Annotated in this window: 15 protein-coding genes; 8 read left to right on the forward strand and 7 right to left on the reverse strand. The window is 64.2% G+C overall.

Features of this window, described 5'->3' with window-relative positions:
* Nucleotides 1-220: 220 nt before the first annotated feature.
* The 3 genes from FHP91_RS19525 to FHP91_RS19535 are packed head-to-tail and all read right to left on the reverse strand — an operon-like array spanning nt 221 to nt 4,037.
* Nucleotides 221-1,324, reverse strand: coding sequence for a hypothetical protein (locus FHP91_RS19525; RefSeq protein WP_144311183.1), 1,104 nt, complete (start codon nt 1,322-1,324; stop codon nt 221-223).
* A 9-nt stretch (nt 1,325-1,333) separates the two neighbouring features.
* Nucleotides 1,334-2,563, reverse strand: coding sequence for an RtcB family protein (locus FHP91_RS19530; RefSeq protein ID WP_144311184.1), 1,230 nt, complete (start codon nt 2,561-2,563; stop codon nt 1,334-1,336).
* A gap of 55 nt (nt 2,564-2,618) precedes the next feature.
* On the reverse strand, nt 2,619-4,037 hold the full coding sequence (locus tag FHP91_RS19535) for an aminotransferase-like domain-containing protein (protein WP_144311185.1): 1,419 nt from the start codon (nt 4,035-4,037) through the stop codon (nt 2,619-2,621).
* 152 nt (nt 4,038-4,189) lie between these two features.
* Here FHP91_RS19535 and FHP91_RS19540 point away from each other — a divergent pair, with 152 nt between their 5' ends.
* From FHP91_RS19540 to ccoG, 3 genes are all read left to right on the forward strand, one after another.
* Nucleotides 4,190-4,786, forward strand: a complete 597-nt coding sequence (locus FHP91_RS19540; protein ID WP_144311186.1) for a cytochrome c oxidase subunit 3 family protein — start codon at nt 4,190-4,192, stop codon at nt 4,784-4,786.
* A 13-nt stretch (nt 4,787-4,799) separates the two neighbouring features.
* Nucleotides 4,800-5,063, forward strand: coding sequence for a cytochrome C oxidase subunit IV family protein (locus tag FHP91_RS19545; RefSeq protein ID WP_144311187.1), 264 nt, complete (start codon nt 4,800-4,802; stop codon nt 5,061-5,063).
* Nucleotides 5,064-5,245: 182 nt separating this feature from the next.
* Nucleotides 5,246-6,625, forward strand: coding sequence for a cytochrome c oxidase accessory protein CcoG (ccoG, locus tag FHP91_RS19550; RefSeq protein WP_144311188.1), 1,380 nt, complete (start codon nt 5,246-5,248; stop codon nt 6,623-6,625).
* Between the two features lie 6 nt (nt 6,626-6,631).
* Here the strand turns inward: ccoG and FHP91_RS19555 are convergent, their stop codons facing one another.
* From FHP91_RS19555 to FHP91_RS19565, 3 genes are all read right to left on the reverse strand, one after another.
* Nucleotides 6,632-8,431 (reverse strand): TRAP transporter permease, encoded by a 1,800-nt coding sequence (locus tag FHP91_RS19555; protein WP_222105262.1) that lies wholly within the window; start codon nt 8,429-8,431, stop codon nt 6,632-6,634.
* Between the two features lie 95 nt (nt 8,432-8,526).
* On the reverse strand, nt 8,527-9,483 hold the full coding sequence (locus FHP91_RS19560) for a TAXI family TRAP transporter solute-binding subunit (protein WP_144311189.1): 957 nt from the start codon (nt 9,481-9,483) through the stop codon (nt 8,527-8,529).
* Between the two features lie 211 nt (nt 9,484-9,694).
* On the reverse strand, nt 9,695-10,486 hold the full coding sequence (locus FHP91_RS19565) for an IclR family transcriptional regulator (RefSeq protein WP_144311190.1): 792 nt from the start codon (nt 10,484-10,486) through the stop codon (nt 9,695-9,697).
* A gap of 204 nt (nt 10,487-10,690) precedes the next feature.
* Here FHP91_RS19565 and FHP91_RS19570 point away from each other — a divergent pair, with 204 nt between their 5' ends.
* The 3 genes from FHP91_RS19570 (at nt 10,691) to FHP91_RS19580 (ending at nt 13,706) form a co-directional block, all read left to right on the forward strand.
* The gene (locus FHP91_RS19570; protein WP_144311191.1) at nt 10,691-11,656 is read left to right on the forward strand and encodes an MBL fold metallo-hydrolase; all 966 of its coding nucleotides are present in this window, start codon (nt 10,691-10,693) and stop codon (nt 11,654-11,656) included.
* Between the two features lie 146 nt (nt 11,657-11,802).
* Nucleotides 11,803-13,470 (forward strand): FAD-dependent oxidoreductase, encoded by a 1,668-nt coding sequence (locus FHP91_RS19575; protein ID WP_144311192.1) that lies wholly within the window; start codon nt 11,803-11,805, stop codon nt 13,468-13,470.
* Nucleotides 13,471-13,481: 11 nt separating this feature from the next.
* Nucleotides 13,482-13,706, forward strand: a complete 225-nt coding sequence (locus FHP91_RS19580; RefSeq protein WP_144177573.1) for a DUF2783 domain-containing protein — start codon at nt 13,482-13,484, stop codon at nt 13,704-13,706.
* 1,095 nt (nt 13,707-14,801) lie between these two features.
* Here FHP91_RS19580 and FHP91_RS19590 read toward each other — a convergent pair.
* Nucleotides 14,802-15,710, reverse strand: coding sequence for a LysR family transcriptional regulator (locus FHP91_RS19590; protein WP_144311194.1), 909 nt, complete (start codon nt 15,708-15,710; stop codon nt 14,802-14,804).
* Between the two features lie 135 nt (nt 15,711-15,845).
* On the opposite strand from FHP91_RS19590, the gene FHP91_RS19595 reads away from it, so the two are divergent.
* Nucleotides 15,846-16,394 carry a VOC family protein gene (locus tag FHP91_RS19595; protein ID WP_144311195.1) on the forward strand — a complete coding sequence of 183 codons (549 nt, stop codon included), beginning with the start codon at nt 15,846-15,848 and terminating at the stop codon, nt 16,392-16,394.
* Nucleotides 16,391-17,407 carry a fumarylacetoacetate hydrolase family protein gene (locus FHP91_RS19600; protein WP_144311196.1) on the forward strand — a complete coding sequence of 339 codons (1,017 nt, stop codon included), beginning with the start codon at nt 16,391-16,393 and terminating at the stop codon, nt 17,405-17,407. Before FHP91_RS19595 ends, FHP91_RS19600 begins: the two co-directional genes overlap by 4 nt.
* Nucleotides 17,408-17,409: the final 2 nt, after the last annotated feature.

Genomic DNA, 17,409 nt, shown 5'->3' on the forward strand with positions numbered 1-17,409 from the left:
AACCATGCAACAAAATGGCTCTGGACCTACAATCATGAGCGTCCGAACATGGGCCTTGGAGGCATCACCCCGAAACAGAAATTGGCCCTCGTGCCATGACCTCTACTTCTGGTGAGCGCTAAAAACGGGGGGATTACCGGGCGGATAAGCGAAGCGTCTTCTGCCGGGTGAGGTTCTTGGCGGATGACGCTGCGCTTATCCGCCCTACGCGCGCTGTAGGTCAGGTGTTACTTCGGTCGTAATAGGATGATATGTACGCAAAGATAGCTTTTACGTATTGCTCCATCGTTCGAACACCTCCGCTCAACCGAGGTGGTTGGTTGCCGTGTGCAACGTGACCTCGGTCAATCAGAATTAAATCTCGTAGAACGCTATTAATCTCGCTTGGTATCACCTTTGATTCATTGAGCATCACTTTAATTGATGCATTTTTATTTTTTCCGCGCGCCGCTCTGTGCTTATTTTCGAATATTTCGAAGCAGATGCTCAAGCTCAATATGCTGCGCTCGTCCCGATTGTTCATGTATTCAGACACGCCAGAGAAAAAGTTTTGAAGTGCTATTTCTGTCGATGCTGACGTTGCAAGATGTAGCTGAATGTTCCTCCAGATAGTGGAATCAATCGATTTTTCGAAGCCGAGAGGAAATTGAAACTCGGTACAGGCCTCCCACGGACTGACGAGCGCTTTGTGTCGATTATGCCGTTCTTCCATTTTCAGCTTGCATGGAAGTTGATACGAGCTCAGTAGATGTGCTCGCAGACGCAACTCTTGGTCGAAAGGATTAATGTCCGAGGCAATCCACCATTGAAACGTCTTCTCCGATGTCGCTTGCAGGAATCGTTCAAGCCCAGGTGCCACGCCGCATTCTTCTCCGATTACATCAATACGGAGGCCATGGCAATATGTCTGCCCAACCTCTTTGGCGGCATACGCGGGCGGGCCCACAGAGACGCTGGTAACACGATCATCTGGAAGGCGCACGTAAGCTTGACAACAATCAGAGTGCGCGACGGGTACAAATGCGTCTTCGAAAGAAGATGCCTTGGCGGCATCTTTGTTTATCAAAAATGGAGGGTAAATTCGGTACGTGGTTTCGCCAACAGCAAATTCTATTACTGAAGTGATGTCATTGCGTGTTGTAAGGAGGGGTGCGCGTAATTCGATGAAATACGTACACGCGTCTTGCATGAATTCTTGGTTTTCATGGAATTCACAATCTGATCTATCTTTGCATGCCTTTCTGGTGAATGCGATATAGCGCTCACGATAATGTTTTTGTTCGGTCATTGCGTGATGGCTAGCCAATTTTAGTGATTCGTTCATAGTAATAAGTCACCCCTTCACACAAACCACCTGCTTCAAGGTGTGCACCACCTCCACCAGCGCGTCCTGCGCGGCCATCACGGCGTCGATATCCTTATACGCCATCGGGATCTCGTCAATCACTTCCGCATCCTTTCTGCATTCGACGCCGGCCGTCGCGCGCACTTGATCGTCGACGGTGAACTGCTTGCGCGCGGCCGTGCGGCTCATGACGCGTCCCGCGCCGTGGCTGCAGGAGCAGAAGCTTTCGGGGTTGCCTTTGCCGCGCACGATGTAGCTGGCGGCGCCCATGGAGCCGGGGATGATGCCGAGTTGGCCGGCCTGGGCGGAGACGGCGCCTTTGCGGGTGATGAAAACCTCGCGGCCGAAGTGGGTCTCTTTTTGCACGTAGTTGTGGTGGCAGTTCACCGCTTGCTGGTCGGCGGTGAAGGGCTTTTTGATGACGTGGCGGGCGGCGTCGATGAGGTGGGCCATCATCAGTTCGCGGTTGGCGCGGGCGAAGTCCTGCGCCCAGCCGACGGCTTCGACATAGTCGTCGAAGTGCTGCGCGCCTTCGGTGAAGTAGGCCAGATCGCGGTCGGGCAGGTTGGCGATGTGCTGGCGCATGTCGGTCTGGGCCAGTTCGATGTAGTGGCGGCCGATGGCGTTGCCGACGCCGCGCGAGCCGGAGTGGAGCATGAACCACACGCGGCCGGCCTCATCCAGGCAGACCTCGATGAAGTGGTTGCCGGTGCCGAGCGTGCCGAGGTGGGCGTGGTTGTTGGTCTTCTCCAGGCGGGGCGCCTGCTCGACAAGGCGGCGAAAGCCGGGTTGCAGGCGTTTCCAGGCGGCGTCCACGCTGGCGGGCGGTTTGCCCCAGCTGCCGTGGTCGCGCTTGCCGCGGGTCATGTCGCGGCCGTGGGGCACGGCTTTTTCGATGGCGCTGCGCAGGCCGTGGAGCTTGTCGGGCAGGTCGGCGGCGTCGAGCGTGGTGCGCACGGCCATCATGCCGCAGCCGATGTCCACGCCCACGGCGGCGGGGATGATGGCGCCGAGGGTGGGGATCACGCTGCCGATGGTCGAGCCCTTGCCCAGATGCACATCGGGCATCACCGCCAGGTGCTTGTAGATGATGGGCAGGCGGGCGGTGTGGATGAGCTGTGCGCGGGCGGCGTCTTCGACCGGCACGCCGTGGGTCCACAGCTTGATCGGGGCGGCGCCGGGCAGGGCGAGGGTGTCGTGGTCGGCGGTATGGGGCATGGCCAGTCCGGTGTGGGGCGTGTGTTGACGTTAGTGGCGCGGGCGGGGCGGGCGTTCAGCCGCCGCACTGGGCACGGATCAGTGTGCCGAGGGTGGCCACTGCGCGTTCGGACGCGTCGGTCCACGGGTGGCCGGTGTTGAGGCGGATGCACTGGTTGAAGCCGCGCGTGGCCGAAAAGATCGGGCCGGGGGCGATGCTGATGCCGCGCGCCAGCGCCTGGCGGTGCAGGGCCAGGGCGTCGGCGCCAGGGGGCAGGGCGATCCACACGAAGTAGCCGCCGCGCGGGCTGGCCAGCTGCACGCCGGGCGGAAAGTGCCGCTCGATGGCGGCAATGGCCCGCGCGGTCTGGCTGGCCAGGGCCTGGCGCAGACGGCGCAGGTGGTGGTCGTAGCCGCCATGGTGCAGGTAGTCGGCCAGCGCGGCCTGCAGGGGTACGGCGGTGCCGAGGCTGGTCGACAGCTTGAGCCGCTGCACCGCGCGGGCATGTCGGCCGGCAGCCACCCAGCCGACGCGGTAGCCCGGTGCCAGGCATTTGGCGAAGGACGACACATGCAGCACCTGCCCGGCGCTGTCGAGCGACTTGGCCGGCAGCGGGCGCGGCTCGCCAAAGTGCAGCTCGGCATACACGTCGTCTTCGATCAGCGGTACGTCGTGGCGCGCCAGCAGGCTCACCAGTTCGCGCCGGCGATCGTCTGGCACGCAGGCGCCGAGCGGGTTCTGGTGGTTGAGCATGAACAGGCAGGCGCGGATCGGGTGGCGGTCCAAGGCCTCGGCCAGTGCGCCCACGTCCACACCTTCGCGCGGATGGGTGGGGATCTCGATCACGCGCAGGCCGAGCCGCTCGATGGCCTGCAAGCCGCCGTAGAAGGCGGGGGACTCGATGGCCACCAGGTCGCCCGGACGGGTGACCGCCTGCAGGCACAGGTTGATCGCCTCCATGGCGCCCGAGGTGATGACGATTTCCTCCGGCGACAGGGACACGCCGGCCGACAGGTAACGCAGCGCGATCTGGCGGCGTAGCTCGTCGTTGCCCGGCGCCAGATCGGTGACGCTGCGCCACGGGTCGAGCCGCCGCGCGCTGACGGCAAGCGCGCGCGCCAGGCGGTCGAGCGGGAACAGCTCGGGGCTGGGAAAGCCCGAGCCGAGCGGCACCACCTCGCGGTCGCGGGCGGAGTCGAGAATGTCGAAGATGAAGTCGCTCACCGTCAGCGCGGTGGCGTCGGTGCCCGGCCGACTGACCGGCGGCTCGGCCAGCGTTTGGCCGAGGCGGGAGCGCACGTAGTAGCCCGAGCGCGGGCGTGCCTCGATGAGGCCGCGGCTCTCGAGCAGGGCGTAGGCCTGCAGCACGGTGGACGGGCTGGCGTTCTGGCTGCGGCAGGCATGGCGTACCGACGGTATCCGTTCGCCGGGGCGCAGGGTACCTTCGGCAATGCGTCGGGCCATGTCGTCGGCCAGTTGCTGGTAACGGTTCATCGTCCCTCTGTCGTGTGGGTACGCGACACCATGATACGCATCAAGCGCGACCCCAATTTCTGTATTGCCGGGCGGTCGGACAAACTGTCCCTGCCCGTGGCGAATGCGCTGTGCGCTAATGGTAGCCGTGTTCTTCCCGCCAGGCCGATGCCATGCAACTGACGCTCGACGCCATACCTCATTCGCCACCCGCACGCAGTCCGGTCCCCGGCAATCGCGGCATCTGGGTGGGCATTTTCTGCGAGCTGACCGAGTTCGCCTTGATGTTCCTCGCCTATGCCTATTTCCGACTCACTTTTCCGGAAGACTTCCATCGCGGTCCAGGCATGCTCAATACCACGGCGGGTGTCACCAATACGCTGGTGATGCTTACCAGCAGCTACTGCGCCATGCGCGCCATGATCGCCATCCGGCGCAACCAGGCGCGGGTTTGTCTGCGCTGGCTGGTCGCCACGCTTTGTCTGGGCATCGTGTTTTTGCTGGTGAAGGCCTGGGAGTTCAACTGGAACCTGGATCACGGCGTGGTCGGCACCGGCAACAGCTTCATCGCCATGTACTACTACCTCACGCTCAACCATCTGGTGCATGTGGTGTGGGGCTGCCTCGGGCTGATCTGGGCGCTGCTGCGCACCTGGGGCGGGGCCTACAGCCCGGCCGACCACGAAGGTGTTGAGGCGGCCACGTTGTACTGGCACGCCACCGATCTGGCGTGGATCGTGATTTTCCCGCTCATGTACGTACTGCGTTGAAGGAGACCAGACCATGTCTGCCGAAACTGTTGCGACCCGCATCTGGCTCCTCCTTGTGGGGCTGACCCTGCTCAGTGCCGCATTGGCCGACGGTGGCGTGCCCGGTGCGCTGACCGCCCTGATCGCACTGGGTGTGGCGGGCGTCAAAGGCGCGCTGGTGATCCGCCATTTCATGGAACTGGACGGCCGGTTTCCGCGCCTGCGCCAGCTCATGAACGGCTACATCGTGCTGGTGCCGGCGCTGCTCTTTGTGCTGGGCAGCGTGTTCGCGCAGTAGGGCCGGCTTTGGTCGGCCTTGGCGGGTTGAAACCCGCCCTACGACACTGCCGGCCCGCGCGGTGCAATCTGTAGCCCCTGAAAATCGTGTTCTCTGGAACTGTACCGTAATTCGTGGCACTGGTTTACTCGCCTCACCCCGTCGGTGCCGCGCCGTGGTGCCGGGGGCGTTCGAGGACCGTCATGACCGTCGCCACCATTACCTTTCACCGCCACCCCCCGCAACAGATTCACCCGCGCGAGACGGCCGGCCGCTACAACCGCCTGCGCTGGGCCATGGTGTGGTTCAGTCAGGTGATTTTCTACGGCACCTGCTGGCTGCGCTGGGATGACCGCCAGGCGGTGCTGTTCGACATCGCCGGGCGCAAGGCCTACCTGTTTGGCCTGGTGCTGTGGCCGCAGGATGCGCTGTTGCTGGCCTGGCTGCTGGTGCTGGCGGCGACGGCGCTGTTCTTCGTCACTGCGCTGGCGGGGCGGGTGTTTTGCGGCTTTGCCTGTCCGCAGACGGTGTATACCGCCATCTTCCGCTGGATCGAGGCGCGTATCGAGGGCGATCACCTGGCGCGGGCGCGGCGCGATGCGGCGCCCTGGGGCCCGGCCAAGCTGGCCCGGCGCGGCAGCAAGTTTGCGCTGTGGGCACTGGTGGCCGGGTGGACCGGCATCACCTTTGTTGGCTACTTCACACCGATGCAGCCCTTGCTGACGGATTTGGCGGCGGGCGCGCCGGGGCCGTGGGCGGGGGCTTGGATCGTGGGGTACGCGTTGTTCACCTTCGTGCTGGCGGGCTTCGCGCGCGAGATGGTGTGCCTGCACATGTGCCCGTATGCGCGCTTCCAGGGCGTGATGTTTGACGCCGACACGCTGACCATCGGCTATGACCAGCCCCGCGGCGAACCGCGCCGGCCGCGCGGGGCGCGCCAGGCCGAGCCGGCCGGTGACTGCGTGGCCTGTAATCAATGTGTGCAGGTGTGCCCGACCGGCATCGACATCCGCGACGGCCTGCAATACCAGTGCATCAACTGCGGCCTGTGTGCCGATGCCTGCGACACGGTGATGACTCATGTCGGCGCGCCCACCGGGCTGATCCGCATGATGTCGGCGCAGCCGGGTGGCCATGCCGCCCACGGCTACTGGCGCGAAATCGCCCGGCGTCTGCGCACGCCGCGCGCACTGGCCTACCTGGTGGTGATGGCGGCGGTGAGTCTGGCCATGGTCTGGCAACTGGCCACGCGGGTGCCACTACAGCTCGACGTGCTGCGCGACCGTCAGTCGCTGGCGCGCGAGGGGGCCGACGGCCGCATCGAAAACAGCTACACCCTGCGCTTGCTGAACATGCGCGAAGCCGCGCGGAGCGTGGCCATCGAGGTGCGCGACCTGCCCGGCGGCGCGCTGATCGGCCCGGCCGTGCATGCCGTCGAGGCCGGCCGGGTGAGTACGGTGTCGATCACCGTGGCGGCGCCGCCGGGCGAACGCCGCCAGCAGCCGCTGCGGCTGCAGCTGCAGGCGCTGGACGGCTCGGGTGACCGCGCCGAGGCGGCCAGCGTGTTCTTCAACCCGCGGTGAGCGCGCTCACAGGCCGAAGGCGAAAATGACGATCAGCCCGCCCAGCAGCCACGCGGCGCGCAAGGCGCCGGCCTCGCGGTGGATCAGACCGCGGCTGACCATCCACACGCCGAGGCCGATCTTTACGCAGGCCGCCAGGGCCAGCCACGGCGTGCTGCCCAGCGCGGTGAGCGCGGGGTTGGCAATAAAGGCTAGTGGCACGATGTACAGCCCGATGCCCAGGCTCATCGCATGGCCGGCCACCTTCAACCACGGTGCGCCCGCCATGCCGGCGGCGATGAACACCGCGCCGCACACCGGCGGGGTGATGGTCGACAGCAGCGCGAACCAGAAGATGAACAGGTGCGCATGCAGCGGCTCGACGCCAATCTCGATCAGTGCCGGGCCGGCGACCGCTACGCAGATGACATAGGCGGCGGTGGTCGGCACTTCCATGCCGAGGATCAAGCAGGCCAGCCCGGTGAGCAGCAGCGCGCCCCACAGGTTGCCGCCCGACAGACCGAGAATCAGCGAGGTGATCTTGACGCCCAGCCCGGTGATGTTGAGCACGCCGATGATCAGCCCCGCGCAGAAGATGATGGCCGCGATGGTGGCGATCTGCCGTGCAGCGCTGACCGCCGCGTCGACCAGCCGGGCACCCCAGCGCGACAGCGAGGGGCGCAGGCGCTCGTCAAACAGCAGCAGCGCCGCGGCTGCGCCAGCCGCAGCGGCACCGGCGTATTGCGGCGTGTTGCCCGACAGAAACAGGATGCCGAGCAACAGCCCGAACGGAATCACAAAAAACAGCACCAGCCGCGCCACCTTGGCAAAGGGCGGGATGTCTTCGCCGCGCATCGGCTCCAGCCCGTAGCGCCGGCCGTACAGATCGCAGCCCGCCCACACGCCCCAGAAAAACAGCACCGCCGGCAGTAGCGCCGCCATCAATACTTCGTTGTAGGTGGTGCGCAGCAGCTCGACCATGATGAAGGCGCCCGCGCCCATCACCGGCGGCATGATCTGCCCGCCCGACGAGGCCACGGCCTCGACCGCCGCCGCCAGCGCGGGCGGATAGCCGAGGCGCTTCATGGTGGGCAGGGTGATGGCGCCGGTGGAGGCGACATTGGCCGAGGCCGAGCCGGAGATCGACCCGAACAGCGCAGAGGACAGCACAGACACTTTGGCCGCGCCAGCGCGCAATCGCCCGGCCACGGCCACCGACGCAGCCATGAAGCCTTGCCCGCCCTCGCCCGCGCTGACGATGGCGCCGAGGATCACGAACACCGCTACCACTTCGGCCGAGACGCCGGTCAGGCTGCCCCACAGGCCGCCCTCGGTGATGGTCAGCGTGCCCAGAAAACTCGCCAGCGGAATGCCGGCATGGCCGAGCTCACCAGGCAGGTGCTGGCCAAACAGGCCATAGAGCAGGGCCAGCGCGGCGGTGATGGGCATGGCCCATTTCACTTGCCTGCGCGCCATCTCCAGCGCCAGCAGAATCAGCCCCCAGGCGACCACGAACTGCGTGGTGCTGCGCAGCCGGCCGTACTGGTTGTCGAGCATTTCGTACTGCACCAGCACGTAGATACAGGCGGCCAGCCCCAGCGCGCACAGCAGCACGTCGACCGCACGGCGCCAACCGGTGGCGCGCTGCGCGGTGAAAATGAACACGAAGGGAATGGTGGCAATGATGTGCAGCGGGCGGCTGATGAGGTGGGGGATCAGCCCCGCCATGACCAGCCACAGGTGATAGCCCACCGAGGTGATGGCGAGCGCCACCATGACGGTGTGCAGCGAAAAGAGGGGATTGGCGGGGGCGGGGGTGTCGGTCATGGGGGGGCGTGGCACATTGCCCGCGTGGTCGCAGGTCTGGTTGTGGGCAAAAGCAACGCGGCGTCCGAAGACGCCGCGCAGGCTTGGCTGGCTGATTACTTCAGCCGATCCGGCACCGCGATGCCGGCCTCGGCGTAGTACTTGAGCGCGCCAGGATGCAACTTGACGCCGATGTTGTCGAGCAGCGAGGCATCGATACTCTTCCACCACGGATTGGACTTGGCCATCTCGGCCAGGCCCTCCCAATAACTGCGGGTGAGCTGATAGGCGGTCGCTTCGTCCATGTCGGTGAGCGCGTAGGCGATGACCGGCAGCGAGGTGGTGACCACATCGGTATCCACGCCCGGGTAGGTGCCTTTCGGAATCACCAGGCGGGTGCGGCCGGTGGCCTTGACCTGCTCATCGGTCATCGACAGCAAGGTGACCGGCGAGCTGGCGGCCGCTTCAACGACGTTGGGCGCAGGCCATGAACCGGCAGTGGCGAAACCGTCGACCTGGCGGTTCTTCATTGCCGCGCCGGCCCCGGAGAGCTCGATGTCGATCACCTCCACCTTGTCTTCGATGCCGAACAGTTTGAAGTTCTTCACCGCCTCGGTGGCGCCGAAGGAGCCCTTGCCGGTCACAAAGCGCTTGCCGGCCAGGTCGGCAAAACTGTTGATGCCCGCGTCGGCCCGCACCACGTAGTGCATGGTCAGCGACGGAATCGGGAACATCGCGCGGATCTTCTTGAAGGCTTCGTCCGCCGGCTCGAAGGGCTTCTCGCCCGCCACCGCCTTCTCGACCAGCGCCGGGGGCGAGGTAAACATGTAATTGGCGTCGCGACCGGCGGCCTCCATCACGTTCTGCACCGAGCCCTGGCTCTCTTCGACCGTGACGATGATGGCGCTGGCACTGGCCTTCTTGACGGACTCGCCGATCTGCACGGCCATCTGGTAGTAAGACGTGCCGGCCTTCGCCGCCTTGAGGGTGACGCGGGTTTCGGCCGTTGCCAGCGAGGCGCTCAGGGCCAGCGTGAGCGCCGCGCCCAGGGTTGCCATATGTCCAAGCTTCATAGTTTTCTCCATCGAATCGCGTTTCCCGAGAAGGAAACCGGCCAGGTTTTGCCTGACGGAATGTATTGGTTCTTGTTCTGGATGCTGTGCGTCGGGATGCTTCCCGAATGCGGCGAAAGTACTATCGCACAAAGCGCCGCAGGGGGAGCCGAATTTATTGTTATCGGGTTGTGTCTGCTGTAAATGCTTGGGGTCGACTAAGCCGAAAGTATCAGTTCTCGGGCCGCGACTGCCCCAGCCGCTGCGAGATTTCGCGGGCGCTGGTCATCAGCCGGGTGGCGATGGGTCCGTCCCAGGCCGGGTCGAAGCTGCTGGCCGGGCCCATGGCGGTGAGGGCGAGGGTGAGGTGGTTGCCGCTGTCGAAGACGGGGGCGGAGAAGGCGTTGATGCCGGGGATGGGGTTGCCCAGGGCGCGGGCGAGGCCGTGTTGGCGGATCTCGGCGAGGGTGTCGTCGACATGGCGGCGCGACTGGCGCAGGGCGGGCTGCTCGCCACCGCCGAGTTGGGCCAGCTCGCTTTCGACCAGCGGGCGGGTGATGCGCTCGGGCAGGAAGGCGGCGAACAGCCGGCCGGTGGCCGAGGCCATGAGCGGGGTCATGACGGTGCCGGGGCGCATGTTCACATGGATGGGGCGGCTGCATTCTTCGATGCGCACGATGGTTGGGCCGCGGTTGCCCCACACGGCGATGGCGATGTTCAGCTGCAGGTCGTCGGCCAGCTGGGCGACGGCCGGGGTGGCGGCGCGGATCGGTTCGACCTGTTCGAGTGCCGTCAGCCCCAGTTGCAGCGAGAAGGCGCCCAGGCCGTAGCGGCCGGTGGCGGCGTCCTGCTCGATGAGGCCAAGTTTGCAGAAGCTGACCAGGTAGGGGTGCGCCTTGGCGGGCGGCATGCCGGCTTCGCGCGCCAGATCGCGCAGCATCATGGGGGCGCCGTGGCGAACGAGCGCTTGTAACAGCGTGCCGCCGACTTCGATCGACTGGATGCCTCGGCGATCACGTTCCATGGTGTGGATGTCTTCCTTGTTTTTCGCGGCATCTTAGCAGTTTTCGGGTGTCCTATCGGAGCCTCGTCAGTGAATTAAAATTCGTTATTAACAAAATCATTGACTAATGACGAATCAAAAACTAGCATGAGGATGTCGCGGTTGCCTGGATGTGCGCATCCGATTCGAGCGACCCAGCCCCACACCCAGATCATGGAGCACCTTATGAACACCAAAGTCTTTGCTTCCCAGGCCGACCTGGAAGTAAAAAAAACCACCTTCGAGCAACTCTCTGCCCACTGCTGGGCCTACACCGCCGAGGGCGATCCCAACACCGGCGTGATCATCACAGACGAAGCCGTGCTGATCTGCGACACGCTGGCCACGCCGCTGATGGCGCAGAGCCTGATCGCCGAGATCCGCAAGGTCAGCCAGGCGCCGATCAAGTATGTGGTGCTGTCGCACTATCACGCGGTGCGCGTGCTGGGGGCGTCGGGTTACAAGGCCGAGGGCATGGAGCAGATCATCGCCAGCCAGGGCACCTATGAAATGATCGTCGAGCGCGGCGAGCAGGACATGAAGAGCGAGTACGAGCGCTTCCCGCGGCTGTTCCAGAATTTTGACTCCGTGCCGGGCCTGACCTGGCCGACCATGGTGTTCAAGGACGAGATGACCCTGTACATGGGCGGCCTCGAAGTGAAGGTGATGCACCTGGGCCCCGGCCACACCAAGGGCGACACCGTGGTGTGGGTGCCGAGCGAGCAGGTGCTGTTCTCGGGTGACCTGGTCGAGTGCGATGCGGCCTGCTACACCGGCGATGCGCAATTGGAAGAATGGCCCGCCACGCTGGATGCGATCTCCGCGCTCAATCCGCAGGCCGTGGTGCCGGGCCGTGGCCCCGCGCTGACCTCGCCGCAGAAAGTGGCCGAGGGTCTGGCCTACACCCGCGACTTCGTCACCACGCTGTTCAGTTCGGCCAAAGAGGCCGCCGCACAGGGTCTGGATCTGAAAGCCGCGATGGCGCTGGTGCGCAAGAACATGGATCCGAAGTTCGGCCAGGTGTTCATCTATGAGCACTGCCTGCCCTTCGACGTGACCCGCGCGGTGGATGAAGCCAGCGGCATCAAGCATCCGCGGATCTGGACGGCCGAACGCGACCAGGAAATGTGGCACGCGCTGCAGGCCGATTGAAACCCCTAGGGCGGATAAGCGCAGCGCATCCGCCGAACGATGGGGCAAGAACAACCCCCGGTGGCCCACGGGCCGCCAGATCCCCAACCCGGCGCACAACGAACAGACCGGGCGAGATCCTAAAAATGTCCAAAGGAGGACGCGACGTGCTGAGTACCTATCAGTATCCCAAGTACGAATATCGCAAGCCGGCTGAACTGGCCGCAGGTGAGAACGGCGCGCCGGGGCGTTACCCGGTAGTGGTGGTCGGAGCCGGCCCGGTGGGCTTGTCGGCGGCGATCGATCTGGCGATCCAGGGCCAGAAAGTGGTGGTGCTGGACAACGACGACACGGTGTCGATCGGCTCGCGCGGGGTGTGCTACGCCAAGCGCGCGCTGGAGGTGCTCGACCGCCTCGGCTGTGGCGACGAGATGGTGAATAAAGGCGTGTCGTGGAACGTCGGCCGCACCTTCTTCCGCGAAGAAGAGGTGTTCAACTTCAACCTCTGCCCCGAGCCGGATCATCACCGCCCGGGCATGATCAACCTCCAGCAGTACTACCTGGAGGAGTATTTGGTGAAGCGCGCCGTCGAAGTCGGTGTGGATCTGCGCTGGAAGAGCACCGTGATCGCGGTGAACCCCGGCGAAGACACCACCGGCCTGCGCGTCGAGACGCCCGACGGCGTCTACAACATTGAGGCCGACTGGCTGGTGGTCGGCGACGGCGCCCGCTCGAGCATCCGCACCATGCTGGGGCTGGACATCGACGGCAAGATCTTCATGGATCGCTTTCTGATCGCCGACGTGGTGATGAAGGCCGACTTCCCGACCGAGCGCTGGTTCTGGTTTGATCCGCCCTTCCACCGCAATCAGTCGGTGCTGCTGCATCGTCAGTCAGATAACGTGTTCCGCATCGACTTCCAGCTCGGCTGGAATGCCGACCCGGCGGAAGAGAAAAAGCCCGAGAACGTCGTCCCGCGCATCAAGGCGATGTTGGGCGATGACCGCGAATTCGATCTCGAATGGGTCAGCGTCTACACCTTCCAGTGCCGCCGCATGAACAGCTTCCGCCACGGCCGCGTGCTGTTTGTCGGTGACGCCGCGCACCAGGTCTCGCCCTTCGGTGCGCGGGGCGCCAACTCGGGCATCCAGGACACCGACAACCTGGCCTGGAAGCTCAAGCTGGTGATGGACGGCAAAGCGCCGTCCACGCTGCTCGACACCTACTCCGAAGAGCGCGTGTTCGCGGCCGACGAAAACCTGATGAACTCGACCCGCTCCACCGATTTCATCACCCCCAAGAGCACCACCAGCAAAACCTTCCGCAACGCCGTGCTGGGCCTCGCCGAGCACTACCCGTTTGCCCGTGCGCTGGTGAACTCCGGCCGGCTCTCGGTGCCCGCCTACCTCACCGAATCGCGGCTCAACACCGCTGACACCGACGCTTTCGCCGGCAAGATGGTGCCGGGCGCGCCGATGGACGATGCGCCCATCGAAACCGACACCGGCGAGTCGTGGCTGCTGCAGGTGCTCGGCAACCGCTTCCAGTTGCTGGTGTTTGCCGATGACGCGAGCCAGGTGGCCGATGCCGCCGCGCTGGCTGACCTGGCCAACAACACCGTGCCGGTGCAGGTCATTGTCGTTGCCAAGACCGGCATCGCCCCGGCCGGCCTCAAAACCGTCATCGACACCCGCGGCTGCATTGCCGAACGCTACGACGCCCAGCCCGGCACCTGCTATCTGGCCCGCCCAGACCAGCATGTCGCCGCCCGCTGGCGCGCCTTCGACGCCGCCGCCGTCAAGAAAGCCGTGGCCGTGGCCACCTGCAACGCCTGAGGAGACCGACCATGTCCCTGATCACCACCAGCAATTTCGCCGAACCGGGCAAGCGCTACTTTCAGACCTTCAGCCCCGGCGACGACTTCTACGAAGCCCTCATCGACATGCACCGCGACCTCACCGACGAACAGTCGGCCATGGTCAACGCGCGCTTGATTCTGCTGTTGTCGAACCATATTGGCGACATCAGCGTGCTGCGCGAGGCGATGGACAAGGCCCGCGAAGGGGTTTGATGCGCTCCTGTCGCAGTGAAGAAACGGCGGGCCGCGGCTCGCCGTTTCTCGTTGACCGTGCCGTAGGGCGGATAAGCGCAGCGCATCCGCCGAACACCGCCCCGACGCGGCACCGATGGCGGATGCGCCTTATCCGCCCTACGGCGCTGAGAGGCTCTGCAAGGCCGCGGCGCCCACGCGGTTACGCGCCCGATGTTGGACCTTGATTACCCTGCTGGATTCGACCATCCGTTGGCCGGGTCTCGCCCCGGCGGGCGACTTACTTTCTTGCTTGTGCAAGAAAGATAAGCAAAGAAGCACACCCCGCCGTCGTGGCCCTTCGGGCTTCCCTCCCTCCGCAAGCACGGGGCGGGCAGCTTCGCAAACTCGCCCTGCGGGCTCAAACAAGCGAAGCCGCTTTTTCCACCCCGCACTTGCTGCGGTCGGCACGGCAGAGGGGCGAGGTGGGTGCTTGCCTGTGTGGCCTTGGTCGAACCGGGAGGTCGGCTCGGCGGCAAGGTGCAATAACCGAAGGGCATTGCACCGTTCAACGGTTGCGCCGTGTTGGAATAGATTCAGCCACATCGAATCTACTCAAGGTATGAGCTTTGAGGATGGCGGCCTTTTTTTGAGATAACGTGTGATGCTACTGGGTATCGTTGTCGTCTATCACTAGTTCGTATCCAATCAAGCAGGGGGAAAATCAATGAGAACTGTGCTCTTGACTTCTATTTTCCTCATGATAGCTGGGTGTTCCACAGTCCAAGAAATACGGCGTCCCGACGGCTCAGTGGAGTATTTGATCGCGTGCGGAGCAAGCCTTGGTTGGAACATCTGCTATGACAAGGCAAACCAAGTGTGCCCTTCGGGCTACAAAACGTTGTTGCGAGATGCCGGCTTCAATCGCAAGGAGTTGCACATTTCCTGTCCCGCCGAACGTCATAGTTCGCAGTAAAGTGAGATAGTCGAAAGGCATTTGCTCTTCCTCCGCCGCTGCTTGCTGCAAAACAGCTGCGCCAGTCGGACCTACGGGGTAGGCGGACTGAGTCGCCCCGGACGCCATCGTTTGAAGTATCAGCCCTCCAGTGGTCAGAGTGAGCGGGCTTCTCGTTGGATTCACTTCGCATACCCCTCATGCTCCCCGATATACCGAAACAGAAAATCCCGAAAACTCTGCGACGCGGGCGTGAGCGATCGGCCGTTGCGGCTGAAGGTGTAGAAGCGTCGTGTCACCACCGGGTCGACCAGCGGGCGCATCTCCAACCCGTACAGCCGCACGAGCGAGGCGGCGTAGGGGATGCAGACGGTGATGCCGAGGCCTGAACTGACCATGCTGAGGGCGGTGGACATGAAGGCGACGGTGGTGTTGGGGTCGAGGGATTTTTCGCGCATGGCGGTGTGCAGGTCGACCGACAGGCGTTCGGTGAATTGGCCTTGCAGGGCGATCAGTGGCCAGGCTTCGAGGTCGGTCCAGCCGACGGTTTTCTGTTTGGCGAGGGCGTGATCGGGCGGGAAGACGGCGACAAAGGGCAGCTCGAACAGGGTGGTGGCGTCGATGTCGGAGTTGGGGTCGCGTTCGGGGCCGACGCCGAAGTCGACCTCGCCGGAGAACACGCGCGAGACGACGCTCTCGACCGCACAATCGACGAGCCGGATGCGGATGTCGGGGTGTTCGGCGCTGTAGGCGGCGATGACCTCGGGCAGCAGGGTGCAGGCCATCAGCTGCGGGGCGGCGACGCGCACGGTGCCTTTCTTGAGGGCTTTGAGTTTGGTGGCTTCGTCGATGACGTTGTCGAGGTCGTGCAGGATTTTCTCGATCAGCGGGTAGAGCTCGCGGCCGGTGTCGGAGAGCTGGATGCGGCGAGTGCTGCGGTCGATCAGGCGCAGGCTGAGCGAGCTTTCGAGTTCCTTGATCAGGCCGGACAGCGCGGATTGCGTGATGAACAGGCTCTCGGCGGCGAGGGTGAAGCTGCCGGTGCGCGAGACGGCGACAAAGGCGCGGAGCTGGCGCAGGGTGATATTCATTAGATCATCCGATAAATTGATCTGAAAAAGCTGTTTGTATGATAGATCGTTCTGGGCTGTAATGGACACATCGGCCAGTGGCATCGGCCCGAAACGCGCAGAGACCGGTCAGGTCCGCATAAAGGAGACAGCAAAATGAGCTTGGTCCAGAAAATCCATCACGTGGCATACCGTTGCATTGACGCGCTGGAGACGGCGCGCTGGTACGAAAAGCACCTCGACATGAAGCTGGTGCTGTCGATCGCCGAGGACGCCGTACCTTCCACTGGCGCTCCCGATCCCTATATGCACATCTTCATGGATGCGGGCATGGGCAACGTGCTGGCCTTCTTCGAGCTGCCGACCTGCTCGCCGATGGGCCGCGACGAAAACACGCCGAACTGGACCCAGCACCTGGCGCTGGAAGTCGATTCGATGGAAACGCTGATGGCCGCCAAGGCGCGGCTCGAGGCCGCCGGCATTGAGGTGATCGGCCCGACCGACCACGCGCTGTTCAAGTCGATCTACTTCTTTGATCCGAATGGTCACCGTCTGGAGCTGGCCGCCAACACGCTGCGTCCGGGTATGCTCGAAGCGCTCGACACCGTGAAGTGGGACATGCTCGAGGAGTGGGCCAAGACCAAGAAGGCGCCCAAGCACGCCGCGTGGATGCACGACGGCAGTTATGTGGAGATGTTCAAGTGAAACTCGCAACCCTGAAAGCGGGCGGACGCGACGGCACGCTGGTGGTGGTCAACCGCGACCTCACCCGTTGCCAGCGTGTGCCCGAGGTGGCCGCGACGCTGCAGCAGGCGCTCGACAACTGGGCCGACACCGCGCCGCAGCTGGCCGCGGTGTACGAGGCGCTCAACAATGGCGCGGCCCGCCACGCCGAGCCCTTTGATGCGGCCGCCTGCCACTCGCCGCTGCCGCGCGCTTATCAGTGGGCCGATGGCTCGGCCTACATCAACCATGTGGAGCTGGTGCGCAAGGCGCGCGGGGCGGAGTTGCCCGCGTCCTTCTACACCGATCCGCTGATGTATCAGGGCGGCTCCGACAGTTTCGTCGGCCCGCGCGATACCGTGGTGGCCGATCCGGTCTGGGGTATCGATTTCGAAGCCGAAGTGACCGTGGTGACCGGCGATGTGCCCATGGGCGCAACGCCCGAGCAAGCGGCCGAGGCGATTCGCCTGGTGATGCTGGTCAATGACGTGTCGCTGCGCAACCTGATCCCCAACGAACTGGCCAAGGGCTTCGGTTTCTTCCAGTCCAAGCCCGCATCAAGCTTCAGCCCGGTGGCGGTCACGCCCGACGAACTGGGCGAGGCCTGGCAGGGCGCCAAGCTGCATTTGCCGCTGCTGGTCGAGCTGAACGGCAAGCCCTTCGGCAAGCCCAATGCGGGCGTCGACATGACCTTCAACTTCGGTCAGCTGGTGGCGCATGTGGCCAAGACGCGTGAGCTCGAAGCCGGTTCGATCATCGGTTCGGGCACGGTCTCCAACAAGCAGGGCGACCTGTGGGGGTCGAGCATCGACAACGGCGGCGTCGGTTATTGCTGCCTGGCCGAGGTGCGCATGTACGAAACCATCGAGCAAGGCAAACCGGTGACCCCCTTCATGCAGCCCGGCGACCGGGTGCGCATCGAGATGAAGGACGCGGCCGGCCACAGCATTTTTGGCACCATCGACAACACCGTGGTGACGCCCCGCGCGTCGTAGCC

This window comes from Denitromonas halophila (assembly GCF_007625155.1).
GTDB lineage: Bacteria > Pseudomonadota > Gammaproteobacteria > Burkholderiales > Rhodocyclaceae > Nitrogeniibacter > Nitrogeniibacter halophilus.